The organism is Streptomyces huiliensis (assembly GCF_020037025.1).
GTDB classification, from domain to species: domain Bacteria; phylum Actinomycetota; class Actinomycetes; order Streptomycetales; family Streptomycetaceae; genus Streptomyces; species Streptomyces huiliensis.
The window spans coordinates 18285-33416 of sequence record NZ_JAIQLH010000162.1 but is presented as its reverse complement, the minus strand read 5'-3'; the positions used below and the strand labels follow the sequence as shown (position 1 = coordinate 33416).

Sequence of the window (15132 nt, the reverse complement as noted above, 5' to 3'; positions counted from 1 at the left end):
ACACCTACGACGATATCGGGCCCCACTGACAAGTGGCCTCGCTCACAGTTCCCGGCCCCGGCCACCCCGCCCGCCGCTCCCGCGACGCCCCCACACGACCCCCGGAAAACACAAGGGCCCCCCACGCACCCGCCAGAGCCCACTTACCCTTGCTGCCTTCCGGCCCTGGGGGAGTTGGGTGAGATAGCGCCACGTGAGGGGCTTGCCCCCCACCCTAGCGCACTCCACCCCCGCCCCGGCCCCCTCCCCCACCCCCGACCCCTCCCGACGATCTCGCCGCCGATCGGGTTCGCGAGCACTGCTCCGCGTCTTGTATTGTTTGCGGCGGAGGATTCGCCTAGAGGCCTAGGGCGCACGCTTGGAAAGCGTGTTGGGGGCAACCCCTCACGAGTTCGAATCTCGTATCCTCCGCACTCGCCCACCTGGGCAAACGAGGGCCCCGACCGGTTTCCGGTCGGGGCCCTCGTCGTCGTCCTCAGCCGCCGTTGTCCTGGTTTTTGTCCACAGGCGGCGGTCCCGAGGGCCCCCAGATGGCTTCGGCGATCTTCCGGGCGACGTCCTTGAGCATGGCGTCGGGTACATGGAGATAGCGCGCCCTCATGCTCGCGGACGTCCCCGGTTCCCACCCCATGATCTGGTCGATGACGCGGTCCGGGACGCCGAGCAGCATGAGCACGGTCGCGGCCGTGTGCCGAGCGTCGTGCAGCCGGGCGTCCCGGACCCCCGCGTCTCCCAGCAGCCTCTTCCAGTCGTGATAGTCCGTGTTCGGGCTCAAGGGACCGCCCAGCGGCTTGGTGAACACGTAGACCGACTCGACCCACAGGTCGCCGGCCGCCTTGCGCTCCCGTTCCTGCGTCTCGGCGTGGGCCCGGAGCATGGCAACCAGCGGGCCGGGCAGCGGCACGGCGCGGCGGCCGGCACGGGACTTGGTGTTCTTGGTCTCACGCCGGACCTGCACCCGGTCCGGGCAGTACCCCGCCTTCCGGCCGCACGGTGCGGCTTCGGTACACCCGTGCTCGTACCTGGGGCGCAAGCGGTTCCGCCGCAGCTTCAGGTACTCGTTGTCCAGGTCGACGTCAGTCCAACGCAACCCGAGCGTCTCGCCCTGTCGCAGCCCGAGCGCCAGCGCCAGCATCCACCTGGCGCTGTTCCTTCGCTTGTTGGCTTCGAGGAGCAGGCGCTGAACCTCCTCCACGGAGTACGGCTCCACCTCGGATTCGTCCTCTTCGATCCGGGGTGGCTTCGCCAACGAGGCAGCGTTCTTGGCTGCGTACCCCCGCCGTACCGCCTCCCCCAGCGCGGTTCGTGCGGTGCGGTGAGCCTGGTGAGCCGTACCGGCTTTGCGCTTCCCGTTCGCCTGCATGCGGCGGTACAGACTTTCCAGGTGCTCAGGCTGCAAGCGGTCGAGACGGTGCTTGCCGACGCCCGGAACGAGGTGCACGCGAACGGCTACCTCGTAACCCTCGTACGTGTTCTCGCTGACGGTCGGCTTGGCGATGTTCTCAACCCAGTGCCAGAGCCACTTCTCTACCGTCCACGGCTTGCCGGGTTGATGCGCCGAGCCCGCGTCGCGCTGCTTCTCAAGCCGTCGGACTTCCTCGACGAGTTCGTCGCGCGTCGGACGCGTCACGTGCCGACGGTACGGGTCCCCGTTGTCCTTGTAGCCCATGGGCACACGGGCGTGCCAACGACCGTCCGCGCCGAAGTAGATCGCGGATTCGCCGTTGGCCCGGCGGGTGCCCTTCTTCTTTCGCTCTGCCACAGGCAGGCTCCTGTTCCTGGTGCGTCGGGATGGGGGCCGGGGCGGCGGACTGTCCTGTCCGGGAGTGCCGCCGCCCCGGGCACGGTCAAGCAGCTCGTTGGGCCTCGCGTCGGCGGGCGAGGTAGGCGGCCGGCGCATCGGCGGGGACACGACGCAGACGACCGATGTCGATGGACTCCAGCTCTCCGGAGCGGATGAGCCCGTAGCAGGTGGTCCGGCCGATGCGGAGGCAGCGGGCGGCCTCTTCGACGGTCAGGAGAACGGGGGCCGGGTCGGCAGCCTCGGCGAGTGGTGCGATGTCCACGGTGGCGATGCTCACGGAATGGTCTCCTCTGGGACGGTCCCGGCGGGGAGTCGTGGCGGTGTCTGGGGCGCGGCAGTCCGCGTGTGTCCGAGGTTCGGATTTCTGCGTCACGGCGTCACGTGCGTCATTTGGGTCCTTGACCTGCGCCTTTACGTGACGTGGGCGGGCGGGGTGCGTCACCGGTGCGTCACGGCTTCGTCGTCTGTGACACGGGGACGTGACGCAGGTGACGCACGATGACGCAGCCCATCGGTTCTGCGTCACGCCTGTCCGGGCAGGTCAGAGGCCGGTTTCCGTCGGCCGTGACGCAGGTGACGCAGAGTCTTCCTACTTAGGAAAAGAGAGGGGGTGGTGTCTGTTGTCGTGCGCAGCACAGGACATGAAGAAGGAGCCGCTGCGCGGCACGTCCTCGGCAGGGTGCTGCGCACCGACCAGCAAGAGGAGCACCCTGCGCGGTGTCGCCCCAGGGTGCTCCTCTTGCTGTTGTGCGGTGACCTCGCGTCAGAACGCGGCGCTCTGCTGCGGGCCGGGTGCCGGAGCGGGCTCGGTCAGCTCGATGTAGCGCGCCTCGCGGGTGCGTCCCCAGTCAACGTTCAGGCCACGCGCCGCGAGGGTGGGCTGAAGCCGCTTGAGGCGGTCGGAGAGGACCTTTCCGGTAGTCGGCCATCCTTTAGGCAGGGGGCGGCAGTCCTCGCCGCTGTAGAGCCGCGTCAGGAGATGCAGCCATTCGGCGGAGGTCATCCGCTGTTGCTCCCCGGGCTGCATGCCGGCCGCGTACGCAAGCACGGTCTGCGCAAGGAGGTCGCCCTCGATCACGTCGTCGTTGAGGTCGTCGAGTCCGGCCCGGTAGGCGGGCAGCGCCCCGAGACCCATCGCGGTGTCGAGCTGCGCGCACAGGTGCGCGAAGTCCGCCATGCGCAGATCCGTCGGCGTCTCCGCCGACGCGGCGCGGACCTTGACGGTCAGGTCGAGCAGCGAGCCGAGCACGACGGGCAGGACTTGCGCGTACTCCGTCCACAGCTCCGCCTCTGTGCGCCGTACCTTCGGCCGTTCCAGCCGGAGCGGCAGGAGGCGTTCGGCGAGGTCGGGCCGGATGACACCCACGTCGATACCGGTAAGCAGGAGCGGGCGGCGGTAGCGGGCGCGGAAGACATCCCCGTCGGTGAACAGGGCCCGCTTGACGGACTCAGCCCCGGTGACGATGCAGCACATGGCGTCGGACAGGTCCGGGGTCATGTGGGAGAGGTTGTCCAGCGCCGTGACCCATCCCGCGGCGACCGCGGCGATCAGGTTTTCCTCGTCCTTCGGGGCGCGGCGCAGGTCGCTGCTCATGCCCTCGACGATGCGGATGAGCATCCGGCCGGCCGTCGACTTCCCCGCGCCCTGGGGTCCGGTCAGGAACGGGGCAGGGACGGGGACGGACGGTTCTAGGCAGCCGACCAGCCACGCCATGGCCAGGCATTCGGTTTCGGCGTTGACGAAGTTGCACAGGCGGAACAGCAGGTCGATGCCCTTGCCGTCGGTGTTCTGCTCCGGCAGGGGGAGTTCGCCCGTGAGCTGGGTGCGCCGCCAGCACACCTCACGCGGGTCGGGGACGCGGATGTCCCATCCGCTGGGGTGGATGCGCACCGACTGGCCGTCGCTGCGCCCGAGGTCCAGCCAGGTCGCGCCGTCGAAGCCGGGGGCGACGCGGATGTGCACGCTCTGGGTGTTCTCGTTGAGTGCGAGTGCTTCGATCAAGTCCAGCGCCTCCTTGAGGGCGGTGCCGTTGAACACGCCGACCCCGTCTTTGAACAGGCCGACCATGAGTTCCTGGCGGTGGCTCCCCGTGGTGCCCTGGGAGCGGATGGGGCGAGCCACGGGGTGGCCGTTCTTCTGCGCGTAGACCGTGCCGTCAGCGGTGCGGAAGTACCGGAACCGCTCCTGCGCGTACTCGGCGATGACCTCGCGGGCCGGGGTCTTGTCGTCCTCGGACATGGCTACAGTCCCAACCTCGTGCGGGCGTTGTTCCACGCGTCGGCGCAGTGCCGCGGGCTCTCGCCCTTGGCCTGCGCGGCGGAGAACAGCCGCGCCGTGTGGTCCTCGGTGAGGCAGCCGCACCGACCGTGCGTCGAGAGCACGGCCAAGAACGTGCGGTACACGGTGGTGTGGACCGCACAGGTGGCCTCGGTGATGCGCTGCTCGGCCATGGTGATGCCCCGCTCCAGGTAGGCGAGCGTGCGGTGCGGGCACGCCCCGCCGCCAGCGAGCGCGGGCGGGGTGACCACGGGCCGCACCGTGGCGGGCTTCCTCGCGATCAGCGCGCGCACGGCGTCGGGCAGCTCGGTCAGGGTGCCGGTGCCGTGACCGAGCCACCGCGCGTAAGACATGTGCGACTTGAGGTCGACGCCGGGCCGCACGGCGTTCGCGGACTGCATCGCCCCCCGGTAGATCCAGTGCTCCCCCCGCGTCGTCGTCACCGTGCGCGTGCCGGGGAGAACCTGGCGGGCCCAGGAGACAGCCGCCGCGTCATCCAGGTCGACCACCGTCAGCCCTGCCCCGCCGGGGTGGTAGGCGACGGCCGCCGCCTTATGCCACGCGGACGCCCACACCGGCGAGGCGATGATGTCCGCGTCGGTGGTAGCAGCGGCCCAGCCGTGGCAGACGCCGGGACACCGGCAGGGGCCCGCGCTCTTCATGTCCGGCCGGCCGCCGCAGGCGTTACTGGTGCAGGTGCGGCAGTTGCCGAACGGCACCTTGCCCGCGCGCAGGGGCAGGACGGGCACGCCGGCCGCGGCGAGGCCCAGTGCGGTGCGCAGCAGATCACGGGTGGTGCTCATGCCGCCGCACCCAACGCGTGCGTAGCGAGGTGGGCGCGGCCGATCCATTCGGTGTAGGCGGGTGGGATGGCCTCGGTCAGCTCCTCGCGCACCTCGGTCCAGGTGATGCCCATTGCGGCCTGAAGCTCCACGATCGTGGGCTTGCCGCCGCCGCTGCCGTATGCGGCGACGTACGGGCCGTCGTAGAAGCGGCCGTGTCGCCAGCCGCGCACCCGACCCCGGTGAGGCACGTGCACCGGACAGGCGGTCGTCCAGCCGCCCAACTCGAAGTTGCGGTGTCGGATGACCCCGAGGTGGAACATCTCGCCGCACAGGGTGAGGTCTTTGCGGATCTTGGCGCGGCCGTTGGGCTGCTCGATGACGTACGGCAGACCCGCCTTGTTCAGCAGTTCGCGGGTGGGCGCCACCAGGTCCACGTGCGTGCCGCCCCACCCCTGTGAGGCGTTCGTTCCCACGGTCAGCGCGCATCCGTGCTGGCACGGCGGGGACGCGTGGACGAGGGTGTAGCGGTTGATGTCGCCGGTGGTGATCAGGTCGGCGAGGTATTCGAGCGCGTCGCCCCGGTGGTACGGGAAGGGGTAGTTCGGGCGGTCGGCGATGTCGCAGCCGTCCACCGCGAACCCGGCGTGGGCGTATCCCGCCGCCGCGCCGCCGGCGCACGAGAAGAGGTCGAGCAGGCGCGGCTTGGAGTCGGCTCGCGTGAGGGGCATGGGTTGGGCCATGCTGTAGGTCTCCTGTTCTGCTTCGTCGGGATGGAGAGACCGGGGGCGGCGGGCTGTCCTTGTCCGGGAGTGCCGCCGCCCTCGGGCGTATCTAGAACGGGGGTTCGTCGCTGTAGCCGTCGGCCCACGGGCTGCGGCCAGCGCCGCGGCGCCGCAGCCGGCGGGAGAGGCGCGAGAGCGGGAGCAGGCGGATGCACCACTGGGTCCAGCAGGGGCAGGGCTCCCAGTCGGTGCCGGCGTACTCGCCGGTGTCGTAGTCGCCGTAGTCGCTGGCGATACCGCCCGCGCCGCCGCAGTTGTCGCAGTCAGGGCGTGGGGTGTCGGTCAGGATCAAGGCCCGGCCGGAACAGTGTGTGATCGAGAGTCGCAGGCGGCGGATCACGCGGTTCCCTCCTCGTACGGCAGGACGGCGCACCCGGTGTGGGTTTCGGGGGCAAGGACGGTGGCGGCGGTGTGGGCGAGGGTGGCGTGGACGAGGGCCTTGGTGACCATGTGCCGCTGAATGTCCAGGCCCCCCTTGGCGAACTCAGCCTCGAAGAGAAGGCGTTCGGCTTCGCGGTAGTGCTCGGGTCCGGTCACGGGGTCAGTTCCTCCGGGTCGCGGGTGAGGGCGTGGGTGGGGAGTTCGGGCAGTCCGGTGCGGGTGAGGGCGGCGGGGTCGTAGCCGGGGAGGGCCGCGCGGGCGGTCAGGGCGGCGGCGAGGGCTTCGGCGTAGGCAGCGCCTTCGCGGGCGACTTCGATCTGGGCGCCAGCGCGCAGGGCTTCGACGCGTTCGACGTGTGCGTGCTCCTCCCGCCGCACGGCCACATGGCGGTTGTGGGTGAGGGTGTCGCGGCGGTCGGTGCGCCAGGTGCGGGCGGCCAGGCCGTAGGCGACGGCGGTAGCCAGGGCCCACAGCAGCAGCGGCAGCGCGATGCCGTCGGCGTATCCGGCGACGCCGGCCAGGGCGAGGGAGCCGGAGGTGGCGAACGCGGTCCCGGCCAGCACGGTGGCGCCGGGTCCGGCGAAGGTGGCCAGCGCGCCAGCCGCGGCGGCGGCGCCGGACAGCACCGTCATCAAGGCCGCGTCGCCGACGGAGTGTTCGGCGCCGTTGGCGTTCCAGATCCGGCCCAGGATCAGCACGGTGGACGTGGCGATGGCGGGTGCGGCTTTGGGTAGGAGAGCGGTGATCTGTTCGCGGGTGGCGGGTGTGTTCACGGCCGGGTCTCCTACAGGGTGCTCAGGGCGTTGACGACGGCGGTGGTGAGGTCGTTGACGGGCTTGGCGGCGCCGGTGGCGGAGAGGTGGAAGCCGAACATGATGGCGATGAACGCCGAGCCGTAGCCGAGGGACTTGGAGCGCAGGAGGAAGAACAGGACGAGGCCGAACAGGGCGACGAGGGAGACCGTGATGGCCATGGGGAATCTCGCTTCCGGTGAAGGAGCGTGCGGGCTAACGTGGTGGGGCCCCCGGGTGCTCGCAAGCTTGGGAGGCTGGCCGGCGGTCGCGCTCGCCTGTCGTCTGTTTGACGAGGGGTCCGCCTGATGGCGGGTGGCCGCCGGCCGTCGTGCGTTGCGCGGGGGCTTAGCGGGTGCCGTCGCGGTAGGTGTGCAGCCACAGGTTGTACAGGTGGCGGCCGAGGCGGATGCGCTTGCCGTGGCCGTCGCAGCGGCGGCAGCCCTTGCCGCGTTTGAGGTGTCCCTTGCGGTCTTGCTTGATCTTGTGGCCCATGCCGCGGCACCTGAGGCAGTTGCCGAACGGCGATCCGGCACACAGGGCCGCGTAACAGAGGGTGACTAGCAGCAGGCAGGCGCTAGCAAGGAGAAGGAGGGTCACGGGGGTGCCTTCCGGGCGGGTTTCCGGGGTTCTCGCAGGTCAGTTGCTAGGTGCGAGGTGGCTGATCAGAGGTGCTTTGGGGTGCTAGCGGGGGTGCTAGACCTAGCAGCGGCGGCCGCTAGGTCTAGCACTGGTGCGCGTTCAGTCCGCGACCCGCTTCCCATCACGCTGGGTGATGGCTGTGGTGATGTCGGCGCGGGCGATGCCGCGGCGGGTGGTGCCCTTGCCCTTGTCGGTGGTGCCCCAGACGTCCTGGGCGCTGACGCCGTGGGGGCGCAGGTTGGTGGTGACGGTCTCGGCCTTCCAGCCGCCGTAGATCTCCGGCCGGAGCGTGGCGAGGCGGGCTGCGACCTTCTCGTTCCACACCTTCTCTTCGTCGGCAGGGACGACCTTGAGGATGTCGGCGAGCAGGTCGTAGGAGGCTTCGCCGTCGGCGGGCTGCTCGCCGAGGGCGTGGCCGGTGATGTTGCCGTACTCCTCGCGTACCTTCCGGGCGCGGAGCACGACCTGTTCGGCGGCGAGGGCGTCGACGAACGCGGAGGCGACGATGCGCGGTTCGTCGCCCTCACCGGCCATCCAGCAGATGCCGAGGTCGCTGCGGGAGAACATGGTCGCCCGGTAGCCGGCCTTGTACATCGAGGTGCCCAGCACCATGTCGTTGGCGGGCTGGCCCATGACCTTCAGGCAGAACCGCAGGACGGCGTTGGCGCTGATGCCGGTGGGCAGCGACTTGGCGTCGGGGCGCTGGGTGCCGAACAGGGCGACGATCCCGAGTGCGGGGCCGCGCTTGCACAGGTCGGTGCAGATCTCCTCGATCTCCGCCCCGTACTTCTCGTGCTCGAAGGGGACTTGGCACTCATCGAAGCCGGCGACGATCGGGTGCAGTCGCAGCTTCTTGTCGTTCGCGAGGTCGGGGGTGACCTTGGACTGCGGGCAGCGCGAGCGCGGCAGGGACTTGATGACCTTCGCCCGGCGCCGCAGCTCTTCCCGCAGCTCACGCAGGGATTGCAGGACGTAGAGGATGTCCTCGTCCTCGTCCCCGGCCCGGTAGCGGTGGCAGACCGGTTCCAGGGCGCCGAAGTCGCCGGTGCCCTTGAAGTCGAACGCGTAGATCTCCGAGCGCGGGTCGAGAGCGGCGATGAGCAGGAACAGGCGCATCAGGAACGTCTTTCCCATGCGCGGGATGGAGCCGACCACCACCGAGGCGAACATCAGCGTGACCGACACGTCCCGCATGCGCTGGTCGTTGCCGAAGACGACCGGCTTGAACAGGTCCACCTGCCCGGACTTCAGCAGCGGCCACGCCGGTTTCGTCGTCTCGTTCATGGGCTTGTCGCCCACCCACAGCACCAGCCGCCCCTCGTGCTCTTCCGGGTCGGGGGCCGGCCACACGCAGCCGACCTTGCGGCGCAGCCCCGAGGCCAGGGCCTTGCGCTCCTCCATGATGTCCTCCGGCGTCACGCCCCAGGGCAGGTCAAGGTCCGCGCGGTAGCCGGGGCCGTCGCGGGTGATCTCGGAGGTGAAGCGCAGCCCGTTCATGTCGCCGCCCTTCTTGATGGCGGCCGACAGCTTGGCGTTGCCGATGTTGTCCAGCGCCCGCAGCACGATCGGGCCGGTCAGCTTCTGCACCTCGGTCTTCAGCACCGCCGGGCCGATGACCGGCTGATCCTCCGGGGCACCCCGGAACCCGCAGAACAGCACCGCGGCCGATGCCAGCACCGCCAGCCAGCCTGGGGCCATCACGTACATGACCAGGGCGAAACCGGCCCCGAACACGGCGGCAACCGTGGTGATGAGGACGCGCAGCCGCACCCGGCGGTCGCGCTGGCGCGAGAGCTTGAGGTACTCGCCGGTGTTCTCGTGCAGCACCTCGTAGGCGCGCAGCGGGGCCGACTCCGCATCCCACATCCACCGGTTGGTCTGCTGCACCAGCCGGGCCGCGCCCCGTGGGGCGAGAACGCCGAGCTGGAACGCGTACCAGGGGGTGCGGATGCCGTGGTAGACGGTGGCGTAGAAGGTGTTGGCCGAGGCCCGCTGGACGGTCGAGACGAACCCCGGCTTCGACGTCAGCCAGCCCGGCAGGATCGGCTTGCGCTTGCAGACCGTGATCCCGGGCGAGGCCAGGTCCGGCGGGTCCACCGGCCGCGGCCGCAGTACCTCCCCGTCTTCATCCGGCTCCTCTTCCGGCGCCGCGACCGGTCCGGGAGCGGGAGCGGTGGGGCGCTTGGTGGTGATGTCGAAGACTTCAGCCGTCTTCTCCTCCGTCGCCTCGGCGGGCGGCGGGGAGGGGTCTATCTCTGTCACGGTGTATCTGCTCCTTCGCGGGAGACAAGGGGCCCGGCCGGCGCTTTGGCCGGCAGGCGGCCGGGCCCTGTTCGGAACGTGATCAGTGATGGATGGGGTGGGAAGCTGCCGCCTCCTGCCCCCGCCGCAGGGCTCCGGGGTCGGTGGTGCGCAAACGCGCCCTGAACGAGCAGCCGGGGACCGGACACCGGTAGGTGGTGGTCGTCAGCGCGTCGGCCAGGACGTCACCGGCGGCGGTGAGGGTCGTGAAGACGCTCAGCACGCAGATCACGAGGGCCGGGCCGGGCACGCGGCAGGCCGCCAGCTGCAACCCGGTGTCCAGGGAGATAGCGCCGGCCACCGCCACGGCACCGCCGAGGACAAGCCAGCGGACCCGGCAACGGCTGCGCTTGCTCACCACCACCGCGATTGCCTCTTCGGCTGCGCGCCGGTCTTACGCAGCTCGTGACCGTGGCACAGCACGGGAGCGATCAACAGGCCGATGCCGCCCACCGTCCACCGGCCCTCGGTGAGTGGCCCCGGCGGGACCTCGTCCACGATCCGGCCCGTACGTCCGACCGCACGCGGGTCGTCCTCGCAGGCCACTATCTCGACCTCGTCACCAGCCTGGAACGCGCTCACCGCCGCCCCCTGGCGGCCTCCAGGGCGGCGGCGTCGGTCGCGATCTGCCTGCGCCAGGCATCGGCCACGATCTCGTCGTGGTCGAACGCGAGGCCGGACAGCTTGTCCAGCGGCACCCATTCGATGGCGGATGCGTCGTCCCCGGCCCAGGCGACGGTCTCCTCGGGCACCGTGACCAGGTACCCGACGCTGACGTACCTCCCGCGCGGGTCGCGATCGGGGCAGTCGTAAACGCCGACGAGGGTCATGTCGGCGGGGTCGACACGGACCCCGGTCTCCTCCTCCAGCTCGCGCGCGGCGGCCGCCTGCGCGGTCTCGCCGGGGTCGACGTGCCCGCCCGGCAGGGCCAGGCGCCCCTGGTAGGGCGGCCAACCCCGCTCGATCAGCAAGATGCTGTCGCCTCGCAGGCAGACGACATCCGCGGTGTACCGGATGTGCTCGGCGGTTTCGTTCTCGGTCATGGCATCTCTCCTTGGCCGGGCCGCGCGGTGGCGGCCCGGCGTCGAAATGGCAGGTGCGGCGGACGATCAGTGTTTGCGGTGGCCGTCGGTGTGGAACGTCGCGTATTCGCCGTGGGCGCCGTGGGGTGCGTGCATCACGGTGTCCACGGCCGCGAACAGCGCGGCGCCGGCCGCTGCGGCGGCAGCGAGGCCGGGGTGGCCCAGGTCGGAGACGAGGTTCGCGGCGCTCTGGGCGGCGGAATTCACCTTCAGCGTGTTGGCCGGGTTCTCCGTCGCCCTCATGATCCGGTCGTACAGGCCCATCACGAGTCCCTTCGGCCAGGGATCAGAGCTGGTTGGGCTCCAGGGCGAAGAACACGACGTTGGCGTGGGTCAACTCCGGGTGCTCAGCGGTGATCTGGCCTCGGAGCGCCATGAACACGTCGTGGCGGGTCGACCCGGCCGGCGGCGTCCACGTGCCGTAGGCGCTGTAAGTGCCCCGGCCGGGGAGTTCCAGGGTGATGATCCAGTGGTAGGTGCCCTGGGGCGGGTTAGAGGTGGCGTTGTTCTGGGTGGTCACAGCGAAGACTCCTGGGCGGGTGTGGGCGGTCAGGCGGCGCGCTGTTCTTCGGGGTAGGCGCAGGTCACGCACGTGCCGAGGGAGGCCGGGATGACGTATCCGGCGTCGCGGTGGCAGGCGGGGCAGGTACGGCGGGCGGCCATCGCCTTGGCGAGGGCCGCCCACCGCGCCGGCGTCATCGGCCGCACGGGCCGGGCGGCGTCGACGCGGTAGAGGTAGGCGACCAGCGGGGGCCGCCGGTAGCGGCGCCGTTCGAGCTGGGCCACCACCGGCTGACCCCCGGGCCACAGACCTGCGGCGCGGAGTTGGCGGCGGGTGGCCAGCCCGTCCGGGGCCAGGCGCCACGGGTAGGTGGGGATGCACGCGCCGGTGTGTTCGTCGGAGCGGCCGGCAGGCGTTGTCATCACGCGCTCGCCTCCTGCCGGTCCTCGCGCTCATCCTCGTTTCCGCGTGCTTCGCGGAGGCGGGCGGAGACCCAGCCGACGGACCAACCGGTCTCCTCGGCGATCTCGCGCACCGACCGGCCGGTCGCGGCACCGGCCCATGCCACGGCCAGCGCGTCGGTCTCCGGCAGCTTGCTGCGGGCCGGCGCGGTGGTGTTCACCGGCTTCGGCTTAAGCAACCGCACCGGCCTGACCGGTTGTTCACCACCGTTGCGGGCGGAGCGTTCACGCGCAGCGCGCTGGCGTTCACGTGCTTGCCGTTCCTCGCGTTCACGCTCCTCACGGGCCAGGCGTTCACGTTCTTCGCGGGCCGCCTGTTCACGGCGTTCGCGCTCCTCGTGTTCTTCCTGTTCACGCCGCAGACGGGCTTGCTCTTCCCGCTCCTCTCGGCGTTGGCGCTCTTCCCGGTCGGCGCGCTCGCGTTCGAGCTGAGCGGTGTGCTCACGCTCTTCGCGGAGCCGGGCGGCTTCGCGTTCGGCGCGTTCACGCTCCAGCCGTTCCGCGTGTTCGCGCTCCTCCCGCGCTGCCCGTTCACGGGCGGCGCGTTCGTGTTCACGCTCCTCCCGCTCGCGCTGTTCACGAGCGGCAGCTTCCTGGCGTTCACGCTCGGTCTCGGCTTGGCGTTCATGCGCGATCCGCGCCAGTGCGGCGGTGATCGCCCGGCGGTAGGCAAGACTCGCCTCGGCCGTGACGATCAGCAGGATCGGGGCGACCGCGTGAACAGCCACCCCCACCGCATCCCCGTGCAGAGCGGAGTCGCCGATGTTCAGCGCAAGGGTCATCGTGCCGGTCAGCCACCGCAGCGCGGTCGGCCACGCCCCCGCGCGCCCACCGAGGCGGGCGATGGCGGAGTCCAGCCGGATCACGATCACCACCGCCGCATCCACCACCAACGGCAGGATCGGCGCCGTCCAGCTCCAGCCCTGCGCCGTCACCCCCCGAACCAGCGGGGTCACGGTCAGGACGCTGAAGAGCACGGCACCGAAGGTGATCGCCCACGTGCCGGCCGCCAGCGTCTTCTCCACCGACCTCAACTGCTCAGGCGACATCACCGACGGCTTCACGGGGCACCTCCGGCGGTCCCTCGGCGGCCGGCCCGGCGGCCGTTCGCGGTCGGCCGGTGGGGGGTGAGGCCGTGGGCGATGTGCCAGCCGCCCCCGCCCCGCTTGGCCGTGTACATCGCTTCGTCCGCCCGCCGCAGCAACACCGGCAGACCGGCACCGGGCGGGGCGGCGATGGCGCCGAGCGAGGCACCCAGCCGGACCGGGCCGGCGTCGGTGGCGACCGGCTCACACAGCCAGGAGTGGAGGGTGCGTAGGTCGCCGGGGAGGGCGTCGGGGTGGTCGAGGGTAGCCGCGGCGGCGAACTCATCCCCGCCCAGCCGGGCCGCGATCCCGCCCCGCACCCGCGCCCACACCCCCAGCCGCCGGCCGACGTGCGCAAGCGCGACGTCCCCGGCGGCGTGGCCGCGGGTGTCGTTGAGGGCCTTGAACCCGTCCAGGTCCACGACCACCACGATCGGCACCGTTCCGCGCAGGACGCGGGCGGCGCGGGCTTCGAACGCGTCCCGGCGGAGCAGGCCGGTCAGCGGGTCGTGGCGGGCGGCGGACATCCGCCGCCAGAACCACACCCCGTGCACGGACCAGCCGGCCGCCAGCGGCCCGGCTGCCACTGCTACGGAGACCACGGTGCTCATGCCCGCCTCCCGCGCTCCGGCAGCCGGAGGACCGGGATTGCGGCGATCAGGTGCACGCGCACCGGGTGCCCGTGCTCTGCGGAGGTTTCGTCCTCTTCCCACTGCCACCGCGCGTCCGGGGCCGCCGCCCAGCCGAGGGCGGTCAGGGCTTTCTCGCGCTCGGCCACCGTGGGGATCACGTGGCGTCGTGAGACGGGCCACTGGTGCTCGGGCCAGTCGGTTGACCCGTCCAGGCAGGCGACGAACAGCCGCCACCTGCCCTCACGGAAGGCCGTGGACGGCCAGCCGCAGCACACCCGCGACAAGATGGCCTGTGCCCGAACGGGCTGGGCCGCCAAGGGTCCGGCTGCGGCCGGGGCCGCTATCACTGTGCTCATGCCGCACCCCCGGCTTCGCCCCGGGGGGTGTAGGTGACCGGGTGCTGCTCGGTCCACCACCGCAGCAACCAGGTGGAGTAGTTCACGTCCTGCCCGAAGTTGAGGGCACCGGTGAGGGTCGCGCGAACGTCTATGACCCGTGTCTGCGTCAGCGCGGTGTAGGCGTCCTCGTCCTCACCGGCCCGCGTCGGGAGCGGGATGCTGAGTGCGTCAAGGACCGCGCGCAGCAGCGCCACGGCCGGCTCCGGCAGGTCTTCCACCCGTACGGTCGGCTCGTTCATGCCGCATCTCCCGGGGTGTGCGCGATGGCGGGGTGGGTGTAGTCGTCACGGGTGAGGTCGGGGTCGAGGTCGAGGAACTGGTGGCGCTGCTCGGCGAGCGCGTCCCCGGGCTGAGCGTCGCGGAGTTCGGCCAGCAGCCGTTCCAACGGGACGCCTGACGCCGTGAGTCGGGTGGTGGAGGAGGTGGTCATGCCGCCACCGCCTTCCGGGCCCGTGCGCGGGCGCGTCGGCCGCGGCGGCGGGTGCGGTAGGCGTCCCGGCAGGCCGGGCACGGCAACTCCCCGTCGCGCCGGTGCCGGTGGTAGCCGGGCTCCGAGCCGCACTTGTTGGTGACCTTCTCGCCCTCGGCTGCGCGGCGGCGGGCCCGGTAGATCAGGTACCGCTCCTGCTCGTCCTTTCCGCCTCGGATGCCGTAGCGGTTGTACGGACGGGCGTTTCCCTCGGCCGCGAGCGCGTCTTCCAGGCACGCGGCCCGCACCGGGCAGCGCTCGCACAGCTCCCGGGCGACCTCGGCCACGGCGGTCTCGCCGGGCTCGGGGAAGAACACCTCGGGTGCGACCGTCTTGCACAGCGCGTCGCCCAAGCCGGGGTCGGGGGCAAGCTCGAAGCCGACCACCGCGTCACCTGCGGGCAGGTGCACGACGGCCCCGGGGCGGGTTCCTTTGAGCAGCGCGCGCATCACGCCACCGCCCTACGGTCCCTCGGCCCGCCGGCCGCGGCCGGGAAGGGCAGGATGTTGAACAGCGACGGCGCGTGTTCCTCGATCGCCCGCGCGGCGACGTGGGAGATCCGGTCCACCATCTGGGGGTCCTCGGCGAGGATGTCCCGCGCTGCGGCCAGGCGGGCGGCGCGTTCCTCGCTCGTCTCGCCCTCTACCCCGAGCCACAGCTGCGGCGGGGTGCCGAGGGCGAGTTCGATGAATTCCTCGATCGTGACGGCCTCGTGGCCGTCGACGAAGATGCGCATGTG

The 15132-nt window shown here is 71.2% G+C and carries 24 protein-coding genes, 1 tRNA gene and 1 other RNA gene; 1 reads left to right on the top strand and 25 read right to left on the bottom strand.

Translation table 11 applies throughout. The features are described from left to right. Window positions 1-110: 110 nt before the first annotated feature. Window positions 111-205, bottom strand: an RNA gene (gene ffs, locus JNW98_RS24750) — signal recognition particle sRNA small type. A 121-nt stretch (window positions 206-326) separates the two neighbouring features. Here ffs and JNW98_RS24745 point away from each other — a divergent pair. Then, window positions 327-411: transfer RNA gene (locus JNW98_RS24745), tRNA-Ser, on the top strand. A 64-nt stretch (window positions 412-475) separates the two neighbouring features. Here the strand turns inward: JNW98_RS24745 and JNW98_RS24740 are convergent. The 24 genes from JNW98_RS24740 to JNW98_RS24625 form a co-directional block, all read right to left on the bottom strand. Next, the gene (locus JNW98_RS24740) at window positions 476-1762 is read right to left on the bottom strand and encodes a tyrosine-type recombinase/integrase (protein ID WP_223770496.1); all 1287 of its coding nucleotides are present in this window, start codon (window positions 1760-1762) and stop codon (window positions 476-478) included. A gap of 85 nt (window positions 1763-1847) precedes the next feature. Beyond that, the gene (locus JNW98_RS24735; protein WP_223770495.1) at window positions 1848-2081 is read right to left on the bottom strand and encodes a helix-turn-helix domain-containing protein; all 234 of its coding nucleotides are present in this window, start codon (window positions 2079-2081) and stop codon (window positions 1848-1850) included. Between the two features lie 486 nt (window positions 2082-2567). Then, complete coding sequence (locus tag JNW98_RS24730; protein WP_223770494.1) at window positions 2568-4043, bottom strand: AICE element replication initiation protein; 1476 nt, start codon at window positions 4041-4043, stop codon at window positions 2568-2570. A gap of 2 nt (window positions 4044-4045) precedes the next feature. Beyond that, window positions 4046-4885 (bottom strand): bifunctional DNA primase/polymerase, encoded by an 840-nt coding sequence (locus JNW98_RS24725; protein ID WP_223770493.1) that lies wholly within the window; start codon window positions 4883-4885, stop codon window positions 4046-4048. Next, window positions 4882-5595: a DNA methylase gene (locus tag JNW98_RS24720; protein ID WP_372459320.1), complete on the bottom strand. Its 714-nt coding sequence runs from the start codon at window positions 5593-5595 to the stop codon at window positions 4882-4884. Before JNW98_RS24720 ends, JNW98_RS24725 begins: the two co-directional genes overlap by 4 nt. 103 nt (window positions 5596-5698) lie before the next feature. After that, window positions 5699-5986: a hypothetical protein gene (locus JNW98_RS24715; protein WP_223770500.1), complete on the bottom strand. Its 288-nt coding sequence runs from the start codon at window positions 5984-5986 to the stop codon at window positions 5699-5701. Beyond that, window positions 5986-6186, bottom strand: a complete 201-nt coding sequence (locus tag JNW98_RS24710; protein WP_223770491.1) for a hypothetical protein — start codon at window positions 6184-6186, stop codon at window positions 5986-5988. Before JNW98_RS24710 ends, JNW98_RS24715 begins: the two co-directional genes overlap by 1 nt. Then, entirely contained in the window at window positions 6183-6803 is a 621-nt protein-coding gene (locus tag JNW98_RS24705) for a hypothetical protein (protein WP_223770490.1), read from the bottom strand. The genes JNW98_RS24710 and JNW98_RS24705 overlap by 4 nt, the downstream gene beginning before the upstream one ends. Window positions 6804-6814: 11 nt before the next feature. Beyond that, entirely contained in the window at window positions 6815-7003 is a 189-nt protein-coding gene (locus JNW98_RS24700; RefSeq protein ID WP_223770489.1) for a hypothetical protein, read from the bottom strand. Window positions 7004-7169: 166 nt separating this feature from the next. Then, window positions 7170-7316: a hypothetical protein gene (locus JNW98_RS36940; protein WP_372459319.1), complete on the bottom strand. Its 147-nt coding sequence runs from the start codon at window positions 7314-7316 to the stop codon at window positions 7170-7172. Between the two features lie 246 nt (window positions 7317-7562). Further along, window positions 7563-9656, bottom strand: coding sequence for a cell division protein FtsK (locus JNW98_RS24690; RefSeq protein WP_372459321.1), 2094 nt, complete (start codon window positions 9654-9656; stop codon window positions 7563-7565). A 151-nt stretch (window positions 9657-9807) separates the two neighbouring features. Then, entirely contained in the window at window positions 9808-10122 is a 315-nt protein-coding gene (locus tag JNW98_RS24685) for a hypothetical protein (protein WP_223770486.1), read from the bottom strand. After that, window positions 10119-10346, bottom strand: coding sequence for a hypothetical protein (locus tag JNW98_RS24680; RefSeq protein WP_223770485.1), 228 nt, complete (start codon window positions 10344-10346; stop codon window positions 10119-10121). The genes JNW98_RS24685 and JNW98_RS24680 overlap by 4 nt, the downstream gene beginning before the upstream one ends. After that, on the bottom strand, window positions 10343-10807 hold the full coding sequence (locus tag JNW98_RS24675; protein ID WP_223770484.1) for an NUDIX domain-containing protein: 465 nt from the start codon (window positions 10805-10807) through the stop codon (window positions 10343-10345). Before JNW98_RS24675 ends, JNW98_RS24680 begins: the two co-directional genes overlap by 4 nt. 66 nt (window positions 10808-10873) lie before the next feature. After that, window positions 10874-11089 (bottom strand): hypothetical protein, encoded by a 216-nt coding sequence (locus JNW98_RS24670; protein ID WP_223770483.1) that lies wholly within the window; start codon window positions 11087-11089, stop codon window positions 10874-10876. Between the two features lie 43 nt (window positions 11090-11132). Then, window positions 11133-11366 (bottom strand): hypothetical protein, encoded by a 234-nt coding sequence (locus JNW98_RS24665; protein ID WP_223770482.1) that lies wholly within the window; start codon window positions 11364-11366, stop codon window positions 11133-11135. Between the two features lie 29 nt (window positions 11367-11395). Next, window positions 11396-11770 carry an RRQRL motif-containing zinc-binding protein gene (locus tag JNW98_RS24660; RefSeq protein ID WP_223770481.1) on the bottom strand — a complete coding sequence of 125 codons (375 nt, stop codon included), beginning with the start codon at window positions 11768-11770 and terminating at the stop codon, window positions 11396-11398. Beyond that, window positions 11770-12873, bottom strand: a complete 1104-nt coding sequence (locus tag JNW98_RS24655; protein ID WP_308015660.1) for a hypothetical protein — start codon at window positions 12871-12873, stop codon at window positions 11770-11772. Before JNW98_RS24655 ends, JNW98_RS24660 begins: the two co-directional genes overlap by 1 nt. Further along, entirely contained in the window at window positions 12870-13505 is a 636-nt protein-coding gene (locus JNW98_RS24650; RefSeq protein ID WP_223770480.1) for a GGDEF domain-containing protein, read from the bottom strand. Before JNW98_RS24650 ends, JNW98_RS24655 begins: the two co-directional genes overlap by 4 nt. Beyond that, on the bottom strand, window positions 13502-13882 hold the full coding sequence (locus JNW98_RS24645; RefSeq protein ID WP_223770479.1) for a DUF6303 family protein: 381 nt from the start codon (window positions 13880-13882) through the stop codon (window positions 13502-13504). The genes JNW98_RS24650 and JNW98_RS24645 overlap by 4 nt, the downstream gene beginning before the upstream one ends. Next, entirely contained in the window at window positions 13879-14163 is a 285-nt protein-coding gene (locus JNW98_RS24640) for a hypothetical protein (protein WP_223770478.1), read from the bottom strand. Before JNW98_RS24640 ends, JNW98_RS24645 begins: the two co-directional genes overlap by 4 nt. After that, entirely contained in the window at window positions 14160-14354 is a 195-nt protein-coding gene (locus JNW98_RS24635) for a hypothetical protein (protein WP_223770477.1), read from the bottom strand. Before JNW98_RS24635 ends, JNW98_RS24640 begins: the two co-directional genes overlap by 4 nt. Beyond that, a complete protein-coding gene (locus JNW98_RS24630) occupies window positions 14351-14842 on the bottom strand; it encodes a WhiB family transcriptional regulator (RefSeq protein WP_223770476.1) in 492 nt (163 codons plus the stop codon). Before JNW98_RS24630 ends, JNW98_RS24635 begins: the two co-directional genes overlap by 4 nt. Continuing rightward, complete coding sequence (locus JNW98_RS24625) at window positions 14842-15129, bottom strand: hypothetical protein (RefSeq protein WP_223770475.1); 288 nt, start codon at window positions 15127-15129, stop codon at window positions 14842-14844. The genes JNW98_RS24630 and JNW98_RS24625 overlap by 1 nt, the downstream gene beginning before the upstream one ends. Between the last annotated feature and the right edge of the window lie 3 nt (window positions 15130-15132).